Source organism: Pseudomonas sp. GP01-A4, from assembly GCF_058780865.1.
In genome coordinates, this window is record NZ_JBYSWF010000022.1 from 1 (window position 1) to 22,482 (window position 22,482).

Here is a 22,482-nt window from a genome sequence, read left to right on the forward strand (position 1 = left end):
CCGAGTGGTGGGGCAAGAGCGTTTTGCTTACTTTTGCGCTGTTCAAAAGTGAGCCGCTGTAAGAGCGGAACCAATACCAGCCATAACCGAAGAAACGGATATGTACTCCCGCCTAAGGATCCAACACCCCCCCGCTGTACCCCTCAGACAACCGCGTCCCGGTAAACTTGGCCACCACCGAACCCTGTGAAACCAGCCGCTCCCGATGCCCCGTCACCATCCGCCCGGTTTGCGCCGCATGCAGCACAACCTCAGAAGCCGGATCCCCAGGCCGCCGAATAATCCGCGCAAACCGCTCACCCTCTTCCACCTGTTCACCCAAACCTTTTTCAAACACCAACACCCCGGCACACGGCGCCAGGATGGTCTCCATACAGCCCATATCCACCAGTTGCCCGTGCCATTGCGCAATCACCGGCGCCTCATCAATCACCCCGCTGGCGCAGAGCCAAGCCCAGATCCCATCACCATCCTGCCCGGCCAGGGCATCACTCACATCCGCCTGCCCACGCAATTCAATCGTCGCCGCCAACCGCGGCTGCCCATGATCAATGATGGTCTCCTCAAACGACCCATCACCACCCTCGTCCCAGACAATCACCACATCCACCTGCAACGCCGCCGCAAGCGCCCGGCCCGCGGGCCAAAAGCTGCGGTGGATGTAGAGATATGGCAGGGCTTCATCATCGGTGTGCAGGTCCAGCATCAGGTCAGCATCGGCGGCCAGTTGCACCAGGCTTTTCTGCCATTGCGCCAGGTTGCTGGCCGGCCGCTCCATGGCCAATGAATGATCAAACGCCCGGTTGAAATTCTGCCCGGTGGCTTCGTGAAACCGCCCCAACAACCGCCCCTGGCGAAACTGGCCAATGCCAAACGGGTTGGCCTGGGGCACCACCGTCACCGTGCCCTTGAGCCGGCCCTGATCCTGGCAGGCCTGCAAACGCGGCAGCAGTTGATGCAACACCAGCATCCCGGCGATTTCATCGGCATGCACACCGGCCTGCAGGTGTACCCGAGGGCCGTCGCCGTCACCCTCGAAGCGCCAGGCGCCAATGTGCAGGGTGTTCCCGGAATCCCCGGGGACTTGCCACGAAAGGTCTTTTGCCATGCCGTTGCCCTCCTCTTGTTGGTTCTGCAGGTATATATTGAACACACGTTCAACCATGTATCTTCACCGAGGGTGTGCCTGTGGCCGAAGACCGTCGCGACCTGTTGATTGCCGCCACCCTTACCAGCCTCGCCCGTGACGGGCATGCCGGCATTTCCGTGCGGCGCATCGCCGCTGAAGCCGGGGTTTCGGTGGGGTTGCTCAATCACCATTTCGGCAGCATCGATGCACTGATCGCCGAGACCTACCACAAACTCGCCAGCGAACTGACCACCGCCCTGTGGCAGGAAGTCGACCAGGCCGTGGGCCCTGCCGCGCGGCTCGATGCATTCCTCGCCGGTTCGTTTTCCTCGCGGGTCATGGACCCGAAACTGTTGGGCGTCTGGGTGGTGTTCTGGAGCCTGATCCGCCACTCGAACCACGTGAATGACTCCCATGAAAAAAGCTACCGCGCCTACCTCGAACTGATCCGCCAGTTGCTCGACGACCTGGCCGAGAGCGAAGGCTTCGTGATCCACGACACGCGCCTGGCCGCCATCGGCTTATCGGCGATGCTCGACGGACTCTGGCTCGAGTGGTGCCTCAACCCCGGCACCTTCAGCCCCGCCAACGGGCTGCACATCTGCCGTTGCTGGATACAGGGGCTGCGTCACGGAGCATTCGGCGCCGACCACATCCTGTGACACGGGGTGCCGGGCGCTGAGCATGGCCAGGGTGCCGCTGATGGCGATCAGCACGGCGCCGAAAATCAGCGACACGTCCATCACCGTGCCCCAGACCAGGCTCGACAGCAGGAACGCCCAGATCAAACCAGTGTATTCAAACGGCGCCAGCAGCGTCGCCGTGGCCCGGCGGAAGCTCGCAAACAGCAGGAACTGGCCAATCCCGCCCACCAGCCCCGCGCCGAGCATGCCCAGCCATGCCGGGGTCGGCGATGGCGTGTGGGTCCAGGGCAGCGTCAGCGCCATGCAGATCACAAACACCACATTGGTGATCAGCATCTGCTCCAGCACCGAGGTGTTGTCGTCCACCTGGCGCAACTGGATATAGGTAAACGCCCAGCACAGTGCTGCCGCCAATGTCAGGGCGATTGGCAATGGGTCGAGCATGTTGCTGGGGCGACAAGCGATCACCACGCCGACAAAGCCGATGATCAGCGAAATCCACTGGCCGCGACTGGCGCGCTCCTTGAGGATCAATGCCGCGAGCAACGTGACCATGATCGGTGCGGAAAAATACAGCGTGGTCATTTCCGCCAGGGTCAGGTCTCTGGCGGCGGTGTAGTACAGCAGCCAGGCCAGCAGCGACAGCAGGCCGCGGATGATCAACAGCTTGCGGCTGACCGAGTGCCAGGCGCGCTTGAGCAAACCCATTCGCCCGGCGATCACGCACGCGGCGACCACCACCAGGCTACGCCAGAACAGGATGGTGAACACTGAGTAGTCGGCCACCAGCCATTTGATCCCGGCGTCCTGCAGCGCCAGGAACGCATAGGCCAGCGAGCACAGGGCAATCCCTTGCAACGAGCGATCGGTTTTCATCCGGCAGACCTGCGCAACGGTGTGCCGCGTCGCTCGGCAATGGCGTACAGGGCTTCAATCAAAAAGGTCAGGCACAGGTAGACCCCGGCCACCAGCAGCAGCGGCTGGTAGATCTGCAAGGTCTGGGCGCGTACCACGTTGGCGGCGCCAAGCAGGTCGACCACGGCAATGGTCGAGGCCAGCGCCGTGGACTTGAGCAGCATCACCGTCTCCCCCGCCAGGGTCGGCAGCAGCAGGCGCATGGCCCGTGGCAGGCGCACCCGCAACAGTGCCTGGCGTGGCGTCATGCCGAACGCCGAGGCGGCTTCCATTTCACCCTTGGGCACGGCCAGCAGCCCGCCGCGAATCACTTCACCGACGTACGCGCCCACCGACAACACCAGGGCGAACACGATGTACCAGTAACCGTCCCGCAGGAACGGCCAGAGGAAACTCCCGCGAATCATCGGGAACTGGGCAAACAGGCTGCCCAGGCCGTAATAGAAGATGTAGATCTGGATCAGCAACGGCGTGCCCCGCAGCACACTGGTGTAGCCCAGTGCGCAACGGGCCAGCCACTTGCGCCGGGACAGCCGCGCCAGCGCTACCAGCACCGCCAGGGCGAAGCCGAGCACTGCCGAGATCACCAGCAGCGACAGCGTCGTCTGCAAGCCCTTGGCGATCAGTCCTGCGTAATAACTTATCCACTCAGGCATGTGCGGCTCACTCGACAACCGGCATCCAGCGACGAATACGTCGCTCCAGGCGCCCGGACAGGTAGTTGGAGGCCAATGTCACCAGGTAATACAAGGCGGCGGCCGTGAGGTAGAACAACAGGTAATGCCGGGTCGAGCCCGCCGCCTGTTTGGCGGTGTACAGCAGTTCGTTGGTGCCCACTACGCTGATCAGCGCGCTGTCCTTGATCAGATTGATCCACAGGTTGGACATCCCCGCCAGGGCGTATGGCGCCATGATCGGCAGGGTCACCCGACGGAACAGGCCAAAGCCGCTCAAGCCAAACGCCCGCGCCGCTTCGATCTGGCCATGGGGAATCGCGAGGATCGCCGCGCGGAAAATCTCCGAGGCGTACGCGCCTTGCACCAGCCCCAGTACCAGGACCGCTACCAGCGGGCCGCTGATGTTGAACTGCGCAAACCCCAGCCACAGCATCAATGCGTTGAGGCCCATCGAGCCTGCGTAATACAGCAGCAGGATCAGCAGCAACTCGGGCACCGCGCGAAACACCGTGGTGTAGCCGCGCATCAGCATGGCTATCGGGCGCGGTGCACTGAGCTTGGCGCAGGCCACCACCAGGCCGATCAGCAGCCCCACCGCAAACGAGCCGGCGGAGATCTGCAGGGTCATCCATAACCCCTTGAGCAATGCGTTGCCCCAACCTTGTTCGCTGAAGCTGAGTAGATCGAACATCGCGGCTCCCTATTTCGATGACACGCGGTGACCCTGTGACGAGGGAGCTTGCTGTGGCGAGGGAGCTTGCTCCCGCTGGACTGCGTAGCAGGCCCATTTTTTGGGGGCGCTTCGCACCCCAGCGGGAGCAAGCTCCCTCGCCACAAGCACTCCCTTTCTACCGGGTTAGTTTGTGTAGGGGCTGTCGCAGACTTTGCTCACATAGGCAGGCGTATCGGCGCGTTTGCACGGGCTCACCGATACCCCAAACACGCTCTGGGACAGGTCGGCGTAGTCCTTGCTCACCAGCAACTCACCGATGGCCTTGTCGAGCCGGGCCTTGAGTTCGGTGTCTTCCTTGCGCAGGCCAGCCCCCACGCCGCGGCCGATGATCGGGTCGTAAGGCACTTCGGCGATTTCGGCCAGGCCCTGGGCCTCAGGGGTCTTGACCATCATGGCGATGGCGACGCCGTCGGCCATCATCAGGTCGGTGCGCCCGGCAATCAGGTCGGCGTTGGCCGATTCCTGGGTATCGTAGTACTTCAGGTCAGCAATGTTCTCGTAGTACTTCTTCAGGTAGTTGGCGCTGACCGTGGAGATCTGCACGCCGATGATCTTGCCCTTCAGCCCTGCAGGCGAGACTTCGACCGTGGTGCCCTTGGGGCCGGCAATGCCCAGCAGCGAATCGTAGTAGGCGCGGCTGAAGGCGATCTGTTTTTCGCGCTCTTCGGTGACCGACATCGAGGAGAAAATCACGTCGATTTTCTTCGCCAGCAGTGACGGAATAATCCCGTCCCAGGCCACTTCCTTGATCTGGCACTCAGCCTTCATCAAGCCGCAGAGCTTATGGATCAGGTCGACTTCAAAGCCCGTCCACTCACCATTGCCGCCCTTCACCGTGAACGGTGGGTAGGGTTCTGCCGCCACCGCGAACACAATGGGTTTCTCCGCCGCCAACGCAGTACCTGCCGCCAGCATCAACACAGCACTGCTCAACCACTTTGCCAATCGTTTGGATTTCATGATCTTGCCCCGTCTTTTTTTGGAGTTAGCGAGTTTGATGCGCGTTGACGAACTGCCGGCAACGTTCACTGCGTGGGTCGATAAACACCGAGTCCGGCGAGCCGGTTTCCTCGATCAGGCCTTGATGCAAAAACGCGACTTTGGATGACACATCCCGGGCGAACGCCATTTCATGGGTCACCAGGATCATGGTGCGGCCTTCTTCGGCCAGGGAGCGAATCACCCGCAGGACTTCGCCCACCAGCTCCGGGTCGAGGGCCGAGGTGGGTTCGTCGAACAGCATGACTTTGGGGCGCATGGCCAGGGCTCGGGCGATGGCCACCCGCTGCTGCTGGCCGCCGGAGAGGAACGCCGGGTATTCATTGCGCTTGGCGGCCAGGCCAACCCGGTCGAGCAAGGCTTCGGCGCGCTCGATGGCTTCGGCCCGGCTTTCGCGCAGCACCTGGGTCGGCGCTTCGATCAGGTTCTCCAGCACGGTGCGATGGGGCCACAAGTTGAAGTTCTGGAACACCATGCCGAGTGTCGAGCGAATCCGCACCAGTTGCCTGGCGTCGGCCACCAGCGGTGCGCCGGGCCGGCCGTAGTTGAGCTTGATGCTTTCACCGTCGACGTGGATGCTGCCCTGGTCCGGCACTTCGAGCATGTTGATGCAGCGCAGCAAGGTACTTTTGCCCGAGCCGCTGGCGCCGATCAGCGAGATCACCTCGCCTTCGTGGGCGGTCAGGGAGATGCCCTTGAGCACCTCGATATTGCCAAAGCGTTTATGCAGGTCGAGCACCTCGATCATCTTCTTCGCAGCCACCGGCTGTACGCTGATGATTTTCGCCGCAGGCTCGATTCGCGGTTCTCCGGCGAGCTTGGCGACGAAGCGGCTGATACGTTCACAGGCTTCGGCCAGTCGCGCTTCACCCAGGGTAAACGACAGCCGCACAAAACCCTGGGCCGGTTCGCCGAAGGCCGCGGCATCCAGCACGGAAACCCCTGCTTCGCGGAACAGCCGCCAGGCGAAATCCAGGGAGCCGAGGCCGGTGTCCCGCACATCCACCAACACGAACATGCCTGCCTGCGGGGCCCGCACGTGAATGCCCGGGCAACCGCCGAGGCCTGCTACCACCAGGTCGCGGCGGCGGCGGTAGGTTTCGCGCATGCCCTGGGTGACTTCATCGTGGGCCAGCACGGCGGCGGTCGCGGCTTCCATCACGAACCCCGGCAAGCCGTAGAGCATGCTCAATACCAGGGTTTCCGCGTGGGCCACCATCGCAGGCGCGGCGACGATCCAGCCGATGCGCCAGCCGGTCATGGCATGGGACTTGGACAGGCTGCCGATCACGATGCAGCGATCGGCCATGCCCGGCAACGCGGCCAGGCTATGGTATTCGCCATCGAACACCAGGCTTTCGTAGACCTCGTCCACCACTACCCACAGTTCATGCTCGATCGCCAGGTCGGCGATCACCTGCAATTCCTGAGGGTTGAGGACAACGCCGGTGGGATTGTTGGGGTTGGAGAAGAAGATCGCCCGGGTGCGAGGCGTAATGGCGGCAGCCAGCAGTGCCGGATCGAGGCGAAAGCCCGAGTCGGCGGAACACGGCACCCGCACCAGCGTTGCGCCGCTGGCCTTGAGGGTCGCTTCGTAGGTGACGTACATCGGGTCGAGCACGATCACTTCATCACCGGCCTGCAACAGGCACAGCGAGGTGACGAACAAGGCGTTCTGCGCACCGGCCACGGTGATGACGTTTTCAGCGTCGAGCGGGCGAGCCAGGGACTGGCTGTAGCGCGCGGCGATGGCATCGCGCAGTGCCGGGCGGCCGGGGATTTCGGTGTAGTGGGTGTCGCCCTGGCGCAGGGCCTCGACGGCGGCGTCGGTGATGAACGAGGGTGTGGCGAAATCCGGATCGCCCACACTCAGGATGATGATGTCTTCGCCTTTGCTGCTGGCCTGGAAGGCGGCGTGGTGGATGTCCCAGGCGGCTACGCCCTGCCCTGCAATTCGCTCGACAAAAGGTGAAAACCGCATGCCAGTGCCTCTCGTTCAATCAGAAAAAGCGCAAGCCCGCCTGTTACCAGGCAGGGGGTGCAGCCAACATAATTGAAACTGAACACTCGTTCAACGGCAAACTTCACCGGATGTCGTTAACAGCTAAAACAGGTCGTTGTGGTGGTTTGTCCATCAGGTTGCACTGGCGGTCCTGCAGTTCTTCGGCGGAGGCCAGGTTCCATTCCTTGAGCGTCAACCGCGTGGTCAACAGTACGAAGTTGCCGTTCGCCGCCGGTGCCAACAGCAAGCTGTAACTGGCCATGGCGTCGCCCTGGGCCTGCACGTAGTCATTCAGGATGGCCAATGGGTCGCGCAGGTCGAATTCCACCGCCGACAACGTACGGGCACTGTAGGTATGCCCCTGCAGTTTTACCGGCAGGGTTTGCCAGTGCTCGTCGAGGGTTGCCGCGCGTTCATTGAGGGTGTTGAAAATGTCGGGGCGCAGGCAGGCGATATGAATGTGCAACTGGTTTTGCGTGCGGCCATACCGCGAGTTGATCGCCAGGGATACATAACGGTCGGCAATCGGTGTTTGCAGGCCGGCCGAGAGTACATCGTGGTGTTTCCAGGCCTGGGCAAAGTAATGCGGCAACAAGTCCCGGGCCAGCGCGACGTCTTCGATTCCGGTGACTTTATCGGTGGGGATCAGTAAGTCCTGGTACGGGCCGTTGAGGTCCTTGAGCAGCGCGAACCCCTTGTCCGGATCAACCTCGAGGCAGGGGCGCGGATTCTGGTGCTGGTTCTGGTCGGGCACGCATTGACGGCTGACGATCTGCCACAGCACATCGGGATTGCCGCGCCATTTCCAGGCGGCTGCCACCGCCACCACACACAGCAAACCACCCATGATCTTGAACAAGGGACCGCGCTTCATGCCAAAAACCTCAACGCCAAAGGAATGTCTTTTGTGTTTTGCAGCTGCAAGACATCCCTGTCGCAAAGGTTAACGCTGGGCCGGGGCCATGAACTCCGGCCCTACCGGGTCTTTTATCGTGCTGGCCAGAATACGGTCGATATGTTGCAGGTCATCGGCCGTGAGCTGCCAGCCGAACGCATCTTCAACGCCTTTGAGCTGCTCCGGCCGGCGGGCGCCCCACAGTGCAACCGTGGGGCCCTGGTCCAGCACCCAGCGCAACGCCAGGGCCAGCACAGACTTGCCGTGGCATTCGCGAGCGTACACGTCCAATGCCGCGACCGCCGCCAGGTACTGCTCAAAGCGTGGCGCCTTGAATTTCGGGTCGAGCTTGCGCACGTCATCCCCGGTAAAACCCGTGGCCGCGTGCATGCTGCCGCTCAACAAACCCCGGCACAGCGAACCGTAAGCCAAAACCACCAGTGAATTTTGCTTGGCGTACGGCAGGATATCGCTGTCGATCGCCCGCTCAAACAGGTTGTAGGGCGGCTGCACGGTGTCCAGGTGCGTGTACTGGCGGAAATCGTCCATTTGCGCAGGCGAATAATTGCTCACCCCCACGGCAAGGATCTTGCCTTCACGGCGCAGTTTTTCCAGCTCGCCGGCGGTTTCCTCCTGGGCTACCAACGGGTCGGGCCAGTGAATCTGGTAGAGGTCGATGTAGTCGGTTTCGAGGCGCAGCAGTGAGTCTTCGATTTCCTTGCGGATACGTCGGGCCGTGGCATTGCGGCGCACCGTGCCGTCGTCCCATTGCAACCCGGCCTTGGTGGCGATCACCGCCGTGTGGCGTACGCCGCGCAGGGCCCGGCCGATCAGTTCTTCCGACAGCCCAAGGCCGTAGACCGGCGCACTGTCGATAAAGTTGATGCCGCTGGCCAGCGCATGGCGAATGGTCTTGACCGAGACCTCATTATCGGCGCCGCCCCACATCGAGCCACCCATGGACCAGGTGCCCAGGGCAATCCGCGAGACGGCCTTGTCGATGCCCGGGATCTTGATGGTTTCGATACTCATGAAAAAGCCTCCGCCAGAAACAATCAGTAAAAAAACGATTACTCTAGATCATCCGTGGTTGAATCGGGCTCAACGCCGCGTGCAACCCAAACCCCATAAAAGGTGCTTGATATGGCTGCGTTCAACCGCTCCGAGTTGGCCGACCTGAATGTTTTCATGGCGATCATCCGTCGCCGCAGTTTCCGGCATGCTGCCAATGAACTTGGCGTCACCACCTCGGCCCTGAGCCACACCATGCGCAACCTGGAAACGCGCCTGGGGGTCAAATTGCTGTATCGCACCAGCCGCGCCGTAGAGCCTACCGATGCCGGCGTGGTACTGGCGGAAAAACTCAGTGCCGGCTTTGCGACGATCCAGGACGGCCTCGACACCCTCGAACTGTACCGCGAGGCGCCGATTGGCCGCCTGCGCCTGAACGTACCCCGGGATGCCGCGGTGCTGCTGATTTCGCCGGTGCTCGGCGAGTTCACCCGCACCTACCCGCAACTGCGCCTGGACGTGATGATCGAGGACCGCATGCTCGACATCGTCGCAGAGGGCTACGACGCAGGAATCCGCTATGGCGCCACGGTGCCCCAGGACATGGTGGCCGTGCCGCTGACCGGCGAGCTGCGCTGGATCATGGTCGCCTCCCCGGCCTACCTCGCACAGGCAGGGACACCTGCAGTGCCCAGGGACTTGCTCACGCACTCCTGTGTACGCATGTACCTGGGCGACAAGACCACCTACAAATGGGAACTGGGCAATGGCGCACGCCAACAGCGGCTCGATGTGCCCGGCCACTTCAGCGCGGCCGACACCCAGACCATCGTTGATGCGGCCCTGCAAGGCGTGGGTATCGCCTACTGCCTGGAGAATCGCGTGCTGGCGGAACTGGCCGACGGGCGCCTGGTGGAAGTGCTGCCCGACTGGGCCTGCATCGGCGCGCCGCTGTGCATGTACTACCCCAGCCGGCGTCAGTCGCAGCCGGGATTGCGCCAGCTGATCGACATGATTCGGCTGAGGACCGCGGCGCACCCTTAGCATGGGCGCGTAAAACGCCGTATCAAACTGCATGCCAGTGGGATGGAATCGCTGAGGGGGCATCGGGTACGAAGAGTTACACCCGCTGGAGCGAAGCGCTGCTTGGGTGTACTCGATAAATTACCGGATCCCCCTCCTATGACAATTGCTCCTACTCAGGCTACGGCTTCTTTCATTCCTTTGAACGCACCTGACAAGCCGCTTCCCCCGGCGCGGCTCCAGGCCGCAGCGCCGGAAAATGCCGCGCCAGGCTCCCCCGGGACCAGGATCCCCAGCCCGCGTGCCGATGCCGACGGTGAACTGGCAGGCCAGGTAGCCAGCGCGCTGCGTCAGGTCAAGGGCGACGGCCATGACGACGCGATCATGGTCGAGAACATTCCGCCGAACTCAACGTTCGGGCAGTGGTGGTCGCAGTTGGGGCGTGCCATGGAGTCTCCGCAAGTCCGTGACTGGATGAGGGAAAACGGGATAAACCCCAATTCAGTGATGATTGACCCCAATACCGGGAAGATCACCTACCAGCGCAGGCCCTCCGCCGCCGCGCAACCCAACGGCCCCGATGACAAAGGCTGGGCGCAGGTGGGCGCACAGGTCAGGGACGCCGCACGCGTTATCGGCGACGGTAACCCGATCCCCTTCAAACCGCCGCTCTCCCAAAACAGCAACAGTGCCCCCCTGTGGTTGGTGAGCCAATTCTACAAAGAGCAAGAACATATCCTGCCGGATCATGCCCACGAGCGTGCAGATGAGTTGGCGCGCGACAAGGCTTTTACCGGCGTGAGCGGCCCGCGTTTTGCGGACCTGCACGAAACCCGTGGTGAGGATGAGGTTGAGCGCCAGAAAGCCCTGGTGGGCAATACCCAGACGCTGAACACCGTGGGGCGTGAACTCAATTACCTGCTTGAGCGGATTCGATCGGGCAGCATTGGGAGCGGTGACGTTCTCGACTACCTGCAAAAGAATAAAGTCGAGCTTCACCCCGACAGCGCTTACCGCCAGGTCGGGAGCACCGACTCAGGGAGCACCATTAGCCTCAAGGAATTCCTTGAGATCAATGGCTGGGACGTGCCAACCACGCCCGAGGAGGTGGAGAACCTGACGAATTATCTGCTCAGGCCTGAACTCCAGGCGCCGCTCCATGGCAATTATGGCGGTGCGCTGGAATGGCAGCCCCCGCTTGCGCCCGAGGCGGCGAATCAGCTGCGGTCCGACCTGCGCCGCGGCAAGATCGGCGACGTTGATTTGAACGGCGCCAGGAACGTAGTGGAATACCTCATGCAGGGCAAGTCGTTCACGCCTTCCGAGCTGGCTGACCCGCAGCGGGTGCTCGACTCGCTGATCCGCTCCCCCAAGGGCAAGGCGTTGGGCGAGGCCCTCCAGGCAAAATTTGACGCGCAGTCCATCAAAGGCAGTGCCACTGATTGGCTGTTGGCGGCCATGAGTGTGGACAAAGACAACTCGTTCCGCGCGACAGACCCCAGGTCCAGGCATCACATCGCCGGTTTTGCCGTGACCGGGAACAGTACCTGGGGCAAACCCGCATCCGGTATCGTCAGCCGGTTGGCCGAACATCTTGTCAGCACCGGCAAGGCATCGTCACCCGAGGCAGCGGCGCTACAAGCGCATCTGCTGCTCTCCACCCGCGCTCCGGAGTTCCTGGTTAAAGACATCCCGGACCAGGTCACCCCGGGTTCCCATAGTTGGGTCAGTTTTGTCACCGCGGTAGAACGCATCGAAGCGCAGTCTCCGGGTTCAACCGCAGGGATGTCCTACGGGCAGGTCATGCTCCACGCTGAGGTCGCGCCGGTCTCCGCCCAGGAGCGTTATGTCGAATATGCCGCCCAGCAAGAGGCGCTCAAGGATTGGGGAAGCGCGAACGGTATGCCGTATCCGGTGACCGAAGGCCAAATGAATGATGTACGCGATGCATTCGATGCGCAGATCACCGAGCTGAGCGCGGCCAGTCAAACACAGAGCATGCCGATGCCATTACGCAAGGAAATGGCCCTGGAGCAGTTGCGCAAAGCCCTGCCGGGCATGGATACGGCAACCCTGGAAGACAAGAGCATCACGCTGGAACCCGCCCATAGCGATTTCCCGGGGCCTTATTCGATCCTCGACTTGTATATGAAGGACGCGCTTCACCATCGACCTGGCGTCGAAGAACCACCGGCCGTAGGGGTACTTGGAATTGGGCCCCCGCCCCCCGCTGACAATCATTGGGTGACCTCATCCAGTACGTTGAACCTCAGCGAGGTGCTGGAAAAAACCAAAGACCTGCCAAGTATGCCGAACGTGTTCCAGGACGCGTTCGGGGAATACGCCGACGGCATCGAAAAAAGCGTCGCGACCCAGGTCAAGTGGATGGTTTCGCGGCTCCCTGAAGAAGACCGTAAAAACCTGGAATACGGCGAAATCACAGTGGTCAGGGAAGTCGACGTCGATAAGGACAACTTTGGCAAGGAAACCCGCAAGCGGGTGCCCGACGACAATTGCCTGCTGGTGAAAACCAGGCGCAACAACCAGGTGCACATCTACGAAATCAATCTCAGGACCGCAAAGATTACCGAGCGTACGGACCTGGGTGACTTCACGGCAGGCAAACAGCCTTCCAATCACACCCATTACCATAAAGACCTGGAAGAAGTCATACCTTCGGGCGAGTACGCACCCGGGTTGACGGATGAAAAAATCCAGGCCGCCAACCCCAAGAGCTTTGGCAGTGCCCGAACGTCTTATATTGCCGATGCCATGGTGAAGGATGTTGATATTCGGTCATTCAAAAAAGAGGCCGAGGGGCTCACCACGCTTGATACCGAGGTTCCCTTTTACAAGAAAGTCAATGAATTCCTCCTCAACCTGATCCCCTTGAGGTCGGCAATCGTCAACTTTCAAAACGGCAACATCGGCGAAGGTGTCGGCGACCTGGCCCTGGATATATTTGGGTTTGCCGTGGGCCTCGGTGCGGCAGCCAGGGGGGCCAAGGCCGTGGCCGCCGGCGCATCGGCTTTCAGCAAGTTCGCCCAGGGCGCGAAGATTGTCGGGCGCGCGGCGCTGGGGAGTTTCAATCCGTTGAGCGGAGCTGATGATCTGGCCCGGAGTGCATTGAAGCTGGGGCGCACCACGCTGACCGCTGGACGTAACGGCGTCAATCATCTGCGTGGCGCCTTGCGCAGTGTCGACCTGACGTCACTGGCGAAAAAGCCCGGCATTGCCGAAGGCACTTACAAGGCGGCCAATGCGACCGAAGAAGCCAAGGTGTTTGCGAAGTTTGATGACGCCACCGGTAATTGGCACGCCTTGAATGTGAAAACCAGAAAGCCCTTTGGCGAGCCGCTGGAAAATTTCAAAGCTGACGCCGTGCCGGTAGAAGCGCTTCGCGACAAACTGGAGAAGCTCCATGCAAAAACGGGATACACCGGGACAATCTGCTACGAAAAAACCATGTTCGTCGGTATGGCAGACAATGCACTCCCGTTGAAAACTCGCGAGGCCGTGCTGGGCAGTGTGGTCAGGAGCGGGGATTCCAATTACACGCAACGCTACAAGGATCTGATGGGTATTACTGCCGAGAATACCAGCGCCGTATTCAGGCCCGCGGACATTACCGAATCAGGCGTTATCAATTTCATGAGCAATAGAGCAGACGGCAATATCGTACACACCGCCTATATTCAAAAGAGCAGTGATGGAAAGCTCTATATCTACAACACCAACCAAGCCGGCCTGGACAAAGCCATGTTCGATGCCACTGGCACTCTTGATCAATCGGTCGGTGCAACGGTATTCAGTCTTGATAATGACGGGCTGCAAAAGTTTCTCGACTCGGGGTTCACCTTCTCCTTCACCCCAAACAGCACCCTCAATGCCAACGTAACACGCCTGGCGACCTGACAAACCGCGCATTGCCCGAGCAGGCAATGCGCGTTTTTTGAACCTCTCTCTCCCGGCAAACCTCAAACGTTCACACAGACCATGCCCGGGACTATTCAATGACCTTCATCCTATGGATGGCCGTACTGGGCGCGGTGTTGCTCACCCTCGCCCTCACCTCCTCCTACCTGCGCTGGATGCCGGTCACCACCTCGGCGGTGTGCCTGTTGCTCGGCGTGGGTATCGGCCCGCTGGGCATGGACCTGCTGCATCTGGACATCAAGGCCTCGGCCAGTTGGATGGAACACCTGACGGAAGTCGCGGTGCTGTTTTCGCTGTTCGTCAGCGGGCTGAAACTGCGCCTGCCCCTCAAGCACCGAACCTGGCGCATTGCGTTTGGCATGGCCGGGCCGGTGATGCTCTTGACCATCCTCGGGACGTGCCTGGTGCTGCATTGGCTGCTGGGGTTGTCGTGGGGGGTTTCACTGCTGGTGGGGGCGATTCTTGCGCCCACCGACCCGGTGCTCGCGGGCCTGGTGCAGGTCAATAACGCGCAGGATTATGACGCGCTGCGCTTCGGTCTTTCCGGTGAGGCAGGCTTGAACGACGGCACGGCCTTCCCGTTCGTGATCTTTGCGCTGTTTTTCATGCAGCACGGCGGGTTCGACGGTGACTGGCTGGGCGGCTGGGTGCTGAAAAACCTGCTCTGGGCCGTACCTGCCGGGTTGCTCGTGGGCTACTGGATGGGGCGTGGCATCGGTCGCGTCACCCTGAAGATGCGTATCACCAATGCCGACAGCACCCTGTCACCGAATGACTACCTGACGCTGGCCCTGATCGCCCTCGCCTATGTGGTGGCCGAAGCCATCGGCGGCTACGGCTTCCTGTCGGTATTTGCCGCCGGCCTCGGGCTGCGCCAGGCCGAGTTCAAGTCCACCGGCAACTCACAAACCCCGGCGGAACATCTGGCACAGCCGGTGGTTGGCCACATGGAAGTTGAGCCGGAGCATGCGTTGCATGGCGATGTCGGGCAACTGCAGGACACGCAAATCGCCGCCGGGGTGATGATGGGCGACATGCTCGCCTTTGGTGGGCTGGTGGAGCGTTCGATGGAAGTGTTCCTGGTGACCTTGCTGGGCGTGGTGCTGGTCAGCCATTGGGACTGGCGGGCGCTGGCGGTGGGGGCGGCGCTGTTTTGCGTGATTCGCCCCCTCAGCGTGCTGTCGATACCCTGGGGCAGCTTGCTGAATCGCCATCAGCGCGGGCTGGTGGGCTGGTTCGGGATTCGCGGGATCGGCAGCATCTACTACCTGTTCTATGCCATCAACCACGGGCTGGTGGGCACCAGCAGCGCGGTCGCGGTGAACCTGACGCTGTCAGTCATTGCCCTGAGCATCGTCGTTCATGGTCTCAGCACGCAGCCGATGCTGGCGTGGTATGAACGACGTGCCCAGGCACAACAATGACGTCTACTCCTGGTTTTCAGTGTTGCCGACGTCAGCGGCATCATCCAGGTCGTTAAGCGGTACTTCGGCATCATCCATCAATGAACCCGGGTCTTCATTGCCCGGGTCATTGAGTTCATCGTCTTCGTCTATTTCAACTGACATCACCGTCTCCTCTAACCGCCTTGGGTATCGATATCGGCATCGGTTTCAGGCTTGGGCTCGCGCTCGGGCTTGAAGTCTGGACTGTAGTCGTTTTCCTTGGCCTTGGGGTCGCTGGCAGGCTTGGGGTCTTTTGGCGCGTCGGCCGCGGTGCCGGGGGCCGGTTCGCCGCGGTCGATGGCGGGATCGTTACGGTTGCTGGTTTGCGGGTCGTTGTCTGTGCTCATGGCTCACCTCTGTTGGAAAACGCAGACTGCGTAAAGGTAAGGTCCCGTGCGGGTCGGTGAAGTTCCAATTGCTTATGAGCCGGGGTTGTCCACCTGGATGTAAAACGCGTAGGCCCCCAGCATCACCCAGAACACCATGAACAGCCAGGGCGCGCGCATCGAGAACAACAGCGACTTGCGATAGCCCTTGTGGGACGACTCCATCTCACTGAACAGTGGCGACTCATCGTAGGCCAGGCCCATCACCGGCTCGCTGCGCAGCAGTTCGCTCTGCTTGTAATGCCAGTGGTCGATGATTTCGTAGGCCGCCCGAATCCCCGGCCAGGCGTTGAGGGAACTGAGAATGCCCAGGGTCGCCAGGAACACGGGCACCACCAGGGTGAACAGCTTGCCCCATTCGGGGTTCAGGTTGCCCATGCCGGACACGAAGGCAATCACCAGGAATGACTGGGCCGTGAGGTAGGCGTCGGTGCGGTTGGCCAGGATGCTGGTTTCGTACTGGATTTCACGCCGGTAAAAGTCGAGACGGTCCTTGGGCGAACCGAAAATCTTAGCGTTGTGTTCGCTGTGGTCGGTCAGGCTCGATTCCGGGGTGTCGGGTGAGATGATTCTGGGCACATCCGTGCTCCGTGCTGGCATTTGAAGCAGTTTAGAAGAACCGGGCTGGTGCAAAGTTCAAGTAATCAGTGCACCGTTTTGAGGCGATAGGGCCGCATCGGTGGCGCGGGAGCTTGGGCCCGCTGGACCGGGACAGCGCTCCGGTGCGCAGCGGTCTGGTTCCTTTTTGGGGCCGCTGCGCAGCCCAGCGGGAGCAAGCTCCCTCGCCACAAGGTGGATGGCACAGGCATTGCTTTAGTCCTTTATCTGCCCGGATACAGGAGCAATCGTTACCCCCCGACCCAGAGCCCACCCCAAAAGAAAGTAAGGACCAGGCCTGCTGGCACCATCAGCCACGGGCTCATAAAAAAATGCGTTTTCTAAAGCGGCAGTGCCAAAGCGCAGTTAGTCCCGGCACTGACAAGGTAATTGGAATGGCTCGATCTTTCTTTGATGAAATGAATGATGCACAAGGCGTTTGCCGTGCGCATTATCAGGAATTCTCCCGCTGGCTGGCCAACACGCCGCCAGAACTGCTGGCCCAGCGCCGCCGTGAAGCCGACCTGCTGTTTCACCGCGCGGGGATCACCTTCACCCTGTATGGCGACGAGCAAGACACCGAGCGCCTGATCCCCTTCGATATCATCCCCCGCAGCATCCCCGCCAGTGAGTGGAGTGTCATCGAGCGCGGTTGTATCCAGCGGGTGAATGCGCTGAACATGTTCCTTGCCGACATCTACCACGACCAACGCATCATCAAGGCCGGGATCATTCCCGCCGATCAGGTGCTGGGCAACGAGGGATACCAGAAGGCCATGGTCGGCCTGGACCTGCACCGCGATATCTATTCGCACATCTCCGGGGTCGACCTGGTGCGCGATGGCGACGGCACCTACTACGTGCTCGAAGACAACCTGCGTACCCCCAGCGGCGTGAGCTACATGCTCGAAGACCGCAAGATGATGATGCGCCTGTTCCCCGAGGTGTTCGCCAAGCAACGCATCGCCCCGGTGGACCACTATCCCAACCTGCTGCTCAAGACCCTGAAAAGCTCCAGCCGCCTGGACAACCCGAATGTGGTGGTGCTGACGCCAGGCCGGTTTAACAGCGCGTTCTTCGAGCATGCATTCCTGGCCCGGGAAATGGGCGTGGAGCTGGTGGAAGGCGCCGACCTGTTCGTGCACGACCTCAAGGTGTTCATGCGTACCACCGACGGCCCCAAGGCCGTGGATGTGATCTACCGCCGCATCGACGATGCCTTCCTCGACCCGCAGGCTTTCAACCCCGATTCGATGCTCGGCGTGCCCGGCCTGGTCGCGGCGTACTGCGCGGGCAACGTAGTGCTGGCGAATGCGATCGGCACCGGCGTGGCGGACGACAAGTCGATCTACCCGTACGTGCCGGAAATGATCCGGTTCTACCTGGATGAAGAGCCGGTCCTGCAAAACGTGCCGACCTTCCAGTGCCGCAAGCCGGATGAGCTGTCCCACGTACTGGCGCACCTGCCGGAGCTGGTGGTCAAGGAAACCCAGGGTTCCGGCGGCTACGGCATGCTGGTGGGCCCGGCGTCCAGCGCGGCCGAGATCGAGGACTTCCGCCAGCGTATCAAGGCCCGCCCTCATGCCTACATCGCCCAACCGACCTTGAGCCTGTCCACTTGCCCGACGTTTGTCGAAAACGGCATCGCGCCGCGGCATATCGACCTGCGACCGTTCGTGCTCTCGGGAAAGGAAACCCGCCTGGTACCCGGTGGCTTGACCCGCGTGGCGCTGCGCGAAGGCTCATTGATCGTCAACTCGTCGCAAGGCGGCGGAACCAAGGACACCTGGGTGGTGGAGGGCTGAGTATGCTGAGTAGAACCGCCGCAGATCTGTATTGGATGTCCCGTTACCTGGAGCGTGCCGAGAACCTGGCGCGCATGCTGGAAGTCAGTTATTCGCTGTCGTTGATGCCCCAGGCCGGGCGCAGTGACGGGCTGGACGAGTTGGCCATGTCGCTGCTCAGCAGCGGCACACTGGACAGTTACCTTGAGCGCCATCAGCAACTGGACGCCGAGCGCATGCTGCACTTCTTCGCCCTCGACGAGGAAAACCCCGCCAGTATCTACAATTGCCTGCGGGCTGCACGGGGTAATGCCCATGCGGTGCGGGGACGGATCACGGCTGATATGTGGGAAAACCTCAACGCCACCTGGCTGGAGATGCGCAGTATTGCGGCCGGCGGGTTGGCGCGGCATGGCATCAGCCACTTTTGTGACTGGGTGAAGCAGCGCTCGCACCTGTTTCGTGGGGCGACGTCCGGGACGATCATGCGCAACGATGCGTATCGGTTTATTCGGCTGGGGACGTTTGTCGAGCGGGCGGATAACACGTTGCGGTTGCTGGACGCGCGGTATGAAATGTTTGGGGAAGAGTCCGAGGAAGTCAGCGACCTTTCGGCACGCGGGTATTACCAGTGGAGCGCGTTGTTGCGGGCGCTGTCGTCGTTTGAGGCGTATACCGAGCTGTACCCGAATGCGCTGAATGCGCGGTCGGTGTCGGAGTTGTTGCTGTTGCGCAGTGATGTGCCGCGCTCGTTGCATGCGTGTATCGAGGAGTTGAGCCATATCCTGGCGGACCTGCCGGGGAGTTATGGGCGTACGGCCCAGCGTTTGGCGGCGGAGTTTGAGGCGCGGCTGAGGTATACAGGGATTGATGAGATTCTGGAGGATGGGCTGCATAGCCGGTTGACGGATTTTATCGACACCGTGCGGGAGTTGGCGCGGGCGATTCATAGCTCCTACCTTGAAGTCGTCTGATGATCGTTCCCACGCTGATCGTTCCCACGCTCCGCGTGGGAATGAATCCGGTGACGCTCCGCGTCACGACTTCAAAAGCGGACGCAGAGCGCCCTGGCGGCATTCCCACGCAGAGCGTGGGAACGATCGTCCTGCGTGGGAACGATCGTCCTGCGTGGGAACGATCGTCGAAAGTGGGAACGATCATAGGTCTACTGGTTTTTCACCAGTACCGGTTCTGCGCGGTACTGCTCAGGGAACAATTTTTTCAGCTGGGCGACCTTTGGCAGGTCGTTGATCACGATGTAGGGGTACGACGGGTTTTCGGTCAGGAAGTCCTGGTGATAGGACTCCGCCGGGTAGAAGGCTTTGCCCATCTCGATCTTGGTCACGATCGGCTTGTCGAAGGCTTTCGCGGCGTCGAGCTGGGCGATGTAGGCCTGGGCGACTTTTTGCTGTTCGGCGTTCTGGGCAAAGATCGCCGAGCGGTACTGGGTGCCGCTGTCCGGGCCCTGGCGGTTGAGTTCCGTGGGGTTGTGAGCGACCGAGAAGTAGATCTGCAGCAGCTTGCCGTAGCTGACCTTGCTTGGGTCGTAGGTCACGGCGACGGACTCGGCGTGGCCGGTATCGCCGCCGCTGACGCTTTCGTACTGCGCGGTGCTCGCCGCGCCGCCGTCATAGCCGGAGACGGCGTTTTTCACCCCTTGTACATGCTGGAACACACCCTGCACGCCCCAGAAGCAGCCGCCGGCGAAGACCGCGGTTTGCAGGTTGTTCGCGTCTGCCGGCAGGTCCATGGCCGGCGGCGCGATGGCCACGGCGTCGTCGGACGGGCCGAAGGAGAACGCCGAGCTGTGGCCGACAAAGGCGGCGAACGCCAGGGCCGGTAAGTACTTAAGCAGTTTCATCTCAGTCACTCCGAAACATCAGGATAAATGCGGTCAACTGTGGGAGCTGGCTTGCCTGCGATTGAGGTGGTGAATTCAACATCGCTATCGCAGGCAAGCCAGCTCCTACATTGATCGGGTTAACCATGCAAAATTTCGCTATGGGTTAGCCGAAGGTGAAGGCATAGGCCGCCACTTGCGGGTCCAGGAACTCGATGGTGAAGGTCCGGTCCTTGACCGCGCCCGGCTGGCGCACCAGTTGATACAAACGTTGTTCGGTCACGGTGCCGCTGCCATCCGGTGCGACGTCGGTGCCGTGGGCATCCCCCGGCGCCTGGCCGTCGATGCTGACCTTGAAGCGCACCGGCTTGCCGTCGGCGCCCGGGCCCAGCACCAGGTGCAGGTCACGGGCGTGGAAGCGGTAGACGATCTTGCCGTTGGCCGCTGCGAGGGTGGCTTGCTGGCCGCCGACGTTCCATGGGCCTTCCAGGGTCCAGTTGTTCAAGGCCAGGTTGCCGGCTGCCGGGTAGTTCACCACCTTGTCGGTGCCCAGGGTGCCGGTGGTCACGAAGTTCTCGGCGCGCTGGAAGCCCAGGTAGGTTTCCGGCGACTGCACTTCGTTCATGTCCGGTGCGGCCTGGATGCCCTTGGCATCGGCTTCGATCAAGCCGCCCGCCACCTTGGTAGCGCCCGACTCACGCAGCAGTTGCTGGATCACTCGCTCGGACTCGGCGTAGTCACCCTCGCCAAAATGGTGATAGCGGATCTGGCCCTTGGCATCGGCAAAGTAATGCGCCGGCCAGTACTGGTTGTTGAAGGCGCGCCAGATCTTGTAGTTGTTGTCGATGGCCACCGGGTAAGTGATGCCCAGGTCCTTCATGGCCTTGGTGACGTTGTTCACGTCGCGTTCGAAGGCGAATTCCGGAGCGTGCACACCGATCACCACCAGGCCCTGGTCGCGGTATTTCTCGGCCCAGGCCTTGACGTACGGCAAGGTGCGCAGGCAGTTGATGCAGGAGTAGGTCCAGAAATCCACCAGCACCACCTTGCCTTTCAACGCCTCGGCAGTCAGTGGCTCGGAGTTGAGCCATTGCACGGCACCGTCCAGCGGCGGCAACTGGCCTTCCACTGGCAGCGTGTCACTGTGGTTGGCGGCCATCATCGCGCCGCCGGCCATCATCGCCCCGCTCTTCTGTTCAGGCTTGGCGCTGAGTTTCTCCACCAGGCTTTGTTCCAGGCCACCGGTTGACGCCGTCGACAGGCGCGCCAGGATCCCGGTGTCCAGGCCCAGGGCGATGGCCGCCACACCGGCCAACATCAGGGCGCCGAGCCCACGACGCAGCCATTCACCAGCGCCCAGCGAACGCTTCATGAAACCGAAGACTTTACCGCCGACCAGCAGCGCCAAGGCCAGGGAGGTGGCAGCCCCTGCCGCGTAGGCCAGCAAGAGCAAGGTAGTGCCGATACTGGCGCCCTGCAGCGCGGCGCCCGTCAGCACCAGCCCGAGGATGGGCCCGGCGCACGGCGCCCACAGCAGCCCGGTGGCCACGCCGATCAGGAACGATGCGCCCGGACGCGGCCGCGAATCGGCCCCGGCGGCTTCCGACAGGCGACTGCCCGCGGCCACCAGCGGCCGGGTCAGGCGCTCGGACAGGCTTGGCAGCAGCAGTGTCAGCCCGAATAGCGCAACAAACAGCAACGCGAGCCAGCGACCGTACTGATTGACTTGCACCACCCAACCGCCGCCCACCGCCGCGAGCGAGGCGACCAGGGCGAAGGTCATCGCCATCCCCAGCAGCAGCGGCAAGCCACTGCGCAAAAACGGCTGCCCGGTGCGAGCGAAGACAAAAGGCAGAACCGGCAGGATGCAGGGACTGACAATCGTCAGCACGCCGCCCAGATATGCGAGAACCAAAAGCCACATGGGGTAGACCCTTATAGGAAGACATTGAATTAAGTCGCGGTGAACGTCATGGCTGCGCCGTTCATGCAGTAGCGCAGGCCGGTGGGTGCCGGGCCGTCATCGAACACGTGGCCCTGATGACCGCCGCAGCGGCGGCAGTGGATTTCCTTGCGTACCACGCCGAAGGAGGTGTCGACGTGGCTGGCCACGGCGTTTTCCAGGGGTTGCCAGAAGCTGGGCCAGCCGGTGTGGCTTTCGAATTTGGTGGCTGAGGCGTACAGGGGCAAAGCGCAACCGGCGCAGGCGAAGGTGCCGTTGCGGTGTTCACTGTTGAGGGCGCTGCTGTAGGGGCGTTCGGTGCCCTCCTCCCGCAGGATCGCGTACTGCTCGGCGGTCAACAGGGTGCGCCATTCGGCGTCGGTGTGGCTGACTTCGAAATGTTCGGCGGCTTCGGCTTCGGCGATCAGGGCGGGGCCGGCGTTGATTTTTTGCAGCAGGCCACCGGCGATTACCGCGAGGCCGAGGCCGCCGCCGGCGAGCAGGATCTGTCGACGTGAATACAT

At 61.7% G+C, this 22,482-nt stretch carries 19 protein-coding genes and 1 pseudogene; 6 read left to right on the forward strand and 14 right to left on the reverse strand.

Going from position 1 to position 22,482, the window contains the following annotated elements; translation table 11 throughout:
* Positions 1–112: 112 nt before the first annotated feature.
* Positions 113–1,108 (reverse strand): M14 family metallopeptidase, encoded by a 996-nt coding sequence (locus AC3WKX_RS14880; RefSeq protein ID WP_102604653.1) that lies wholly within the window; start codon positions 1,106–1,108, stop codon positions 113–115.
* A gap of 158 nt (positions 1,109–1,266) precedes the next feature.
* Here AC3WKX_RS14880 and AC3WKX_RS14885 point away from each other — a divergent pair.
* A pseudogene (locus AC3WKX_RS14885) lies at positions 1,267–1,695 on the forward strand (TetR family transcriptional regulator C-terminal domain-containing protein); the annotation flags it as partial.
* On the opposite strand, the gene AC3WKX_RS14890 reads toward AC3WKX_RS14885, so the two are convergent.
* The 7 genes from AC3WKX_RS14890 to AC3WKX_RS14920 form a co-directional block, all read right to left on the reverse strand.
* The gene (locus AC3WKX_RS14890; RefSeq protein ID WP_008433732.1) at positions 1,651–2,649 is read right to left on the reverse strand and encodes a DMT family transporter; all 999 of its coding nucleotides are present in this window, start codon (positions 2,647–2,649) and stop codon (positions 1,651–1,653) included. The pseudogene AC3WKX_RS14885 and the gene AC3WKX_RS14890 sit on opposite strands and share 45 nt — an antisense overlap.
* Entirely contained in the window at positions 2,646–3,344 is a 699-nt protein-coding gene (locus AC3WKX_RS14895; RefSeq protein ID WP_003217050.1) for an ABC transporter permease, read from the reverse strand. Before AC3WKX_RS14895 ends, AC3WKX_RS14890 begins: the two co-directional genes overlap by 4 nt.
* Before the next feature lie 7 nt (positions 3,345–3,351).
* The gene (locus AC3WKX_RS14900) at positions 3,352–4,056 is read right to left on the reverse strand and encodes an ABC transporter permease (RefSeq protein ID WP_003217052.1); all 705 of its coding nucleotides are present in this window, start codon (positions 4,054–4,056) and stop codon (positions 3,352–3,354) included.
* 165 nt (positions 4,057–4,221) lie between these two features.
* Positions 4,222–5,058 carry a transporter substrate-binding domain-containing protein gene (locus AC3WKX_RS14905; protein WP_087692319.1) on the reverse strand — a complete coding sequence of 279 codons (837 nt, stop codon included), beginning with the start codon at positions 5,056–5,058 and terminating at the stop codon, positions 4,222–4,224.
* Positions 5,059–5,083: 25 nt separating this feature from the next.
* Positions 5,084–7,078, reverse strand: coding sequence for an aminotransferase class I/II-fold pyridoxal phosphate-dependent enzyme (locus tag AC3WKX_RS14910; protein ID WP_102604649.1), 1,995 nt, complete (start codon positions 7,076–7,078; stop codon positions 5,084–5,086).
* A gap of 103 nt (positions 7,079–7,181) precedes the next feature.
* Positions 7,182–7,973 (reverse strand): CDP-diacylglycerol diphosphatase, encoded by a 792-nt coding sequence (locus AC3WKX_RS14915; RefSeq protein WP_003217058.1) that lies wholly within the window; start codon positions 7,971–7,973, stop codon positions 7,182–7,184.
* 69 nt (positions 7,974–8,042) lie between these two features.
* Entirely contained in the window at positions 8,043–9,026 is a 984-nt protein-coding gene (locus AC3WKX_RS14920; protein ID WP_003217060.1) for an aldo/keto reductase, read from the reverse strand.
* A 111-nt stretch (positions 9,027–9,137) separates the two neighbouring features.
* Here AC3WKX_RS14920 and AC3WKX_RS14925 point away from each other — a divergent pair, with 111 nt between their 5' ends.
* The 3 genes from AC3WKX_RS14925 (at position 9,138) to AC3WKX_RS14935 (ending at position 15,388) form a co-directional block, all read left to right on the forward strand.
* Positions 9,138–10,049 carry a LysR family transcriptional regulator gene (locus AC3WKX_RS14925; protein ID WP_102604648.1) on the forward strand — a complete coding sequence of 304 codons (912 nt, stop codon included), beginning with the start codon at positions 9,138–9,140 and terminating at the stop codon, positions 10,047–10,049.
* 102 nt (positions 10,050–10,151) lie between these two features.
* A complete protein-coding gene (locus tag AC3WKX_RS14930; RefSeq protein WP_256579745.1) occupies positions 10,152–13,943 on the forward strand; it encodes a DUF8038 domain-containing protein in 3,792 nt (1,263 codons plus the stop codon).
* Between the two features lie 98 nt (positions 13,944–14,041).
* Positions 14,042–15,388: a cation:proton antiporter gene (locus AC3WKX_RS14935; RefSeq protein ID WP_102604646.1), complete on the forward strand. Its 1,347-nt coding sequence runs from the start codon at positions 14,042–14,044 to the stop codon at positions 15,386–15,388.
* Between the two features lie 3 nt (positions 15,389–15,391).
* Here the strand turns inward: AC3WKX_RS14935 and AC3WKX_RS14940 are convergent, their stop codons facing one another.
* The 3 genes from AC3WKX_RS14940 to AC3WKX_RS14950 all read right to left on the reverse strand — a co-directional run bounded on the left by AC3WKX_RS14940 (position 15,392) and on the right by AC3WKX_RS14950 (position 16,374).
* The gene (locus AC3WKX_RS14940; protein ID WP_003217070.1) at positions 15,392–15,532 is read right to left on the reverse strand and encodes a hypothetical protein; all 141 of its coding nucleotides are present in this window, start codon (positions 15,530–15,532) and stop codon (positions 15,392–15,394) included.
* A gap of 11 nt (positions 15,533–15,543) precedes the next feature.
* Entirely contained in the window at positions 15,544–15,756 is a 213-nt protein-coding gene (locus AC3WKX_RS14945) for a hypothetical protein (RefSeq protein ID WP_003217072.1), read from the reverse strand.
* Between the two features lie 72 nt (positions 15,757–15,828).
* On the reverse strand, positions 15,829–16,374 hold the full coding sequence (locus AC3WKX_RS14950) for a hypothetical protein (RefSeq protein WP_003217074.1): 546 nt from the start codon (positions 16,372–16,374) through the stop codon (positions 15,829–15,831).
* Between the two features lie 413 nt (positions 16,375–16,787).
* On the opposite strand from AC3WKX_RS14950, the gene AC3WKX_RS14955 reads away from it, so the two are divergent.
* Both AC3WKX_RS14955 and AC3WKX_RS14960 read left to right on the forward strand, forming a co-directional pair.
* Entirely contained in the window at positions 16,788–18,197 is a 1,410-nt protein-coding gene (locus AC3WKX_RS14955; RefSeq protein WP_003217076.1) for a circularly permuted type 2 ATP-grasp protein, read from the forward strand.
* Between the two features lie 2 nt (positions 18,198–18,199).
* A complete protein-coding gene (locus tag AC3WKX_RS14960) occupies positions 18,200–19,150 on the forward strand; it encodes an alpha-E domain-containing protein (RefSeq protein ID WP_003217078.1) in 951 nt (316 codons plus the stop codon).
* Positions 19,151–19,341: 191 nt separating this feature from the next.
* On the opposite strand, the gene msrA is transcribed toward AC3WKX_RS14960, so the two are convergent.
* The 3 genes from msrA to msrB all read right to left on the reverse strand — a co-directional run bounded on the left by msrA (position 19,342) and on the right by msrB (position 22,482).
* On the reverse strand, positions 19,342–20,037 hold the full coding sequence (gene msrA / locus AC3WKX_RS14965) for a peptide-methionine (S)-S-oxide reductase MsrA (RefSeq protein ID WP_008433754.1): 696 nt from the start codon (positions 20,035–20,037) through the stop codon (positions 19,342–19,344).
* A gap of 145 nt (positions 20,038–20,182) precedes the next feature.
* The gene (locus AC3WKX_RS14970; protein WP_102604645.1) at positions 20,183–21,940 is read right to left on the reverse strand and encodes a cytochrome c biogenesis protein DipZ; all 1,758 of its coding nucleotides are present in this window, start codon (positions 21,938–21,940) and stop codon (positions 20,183–20,185) included.
* A gap of 29 nt (positions 21,941–21,969) precedes the next feature.
* Complete coding sequence (gene msrB, locus AC3WKX_RS14975; RefSeq protein ID WP_003217084.1) at positions 21,970–22,482, reverse strand: peptide-methionine (R)-S-oxide reductase MsrB; 513 nt, start codon at positions 22,480–22,482, stop codon at positions 21,970–21,972.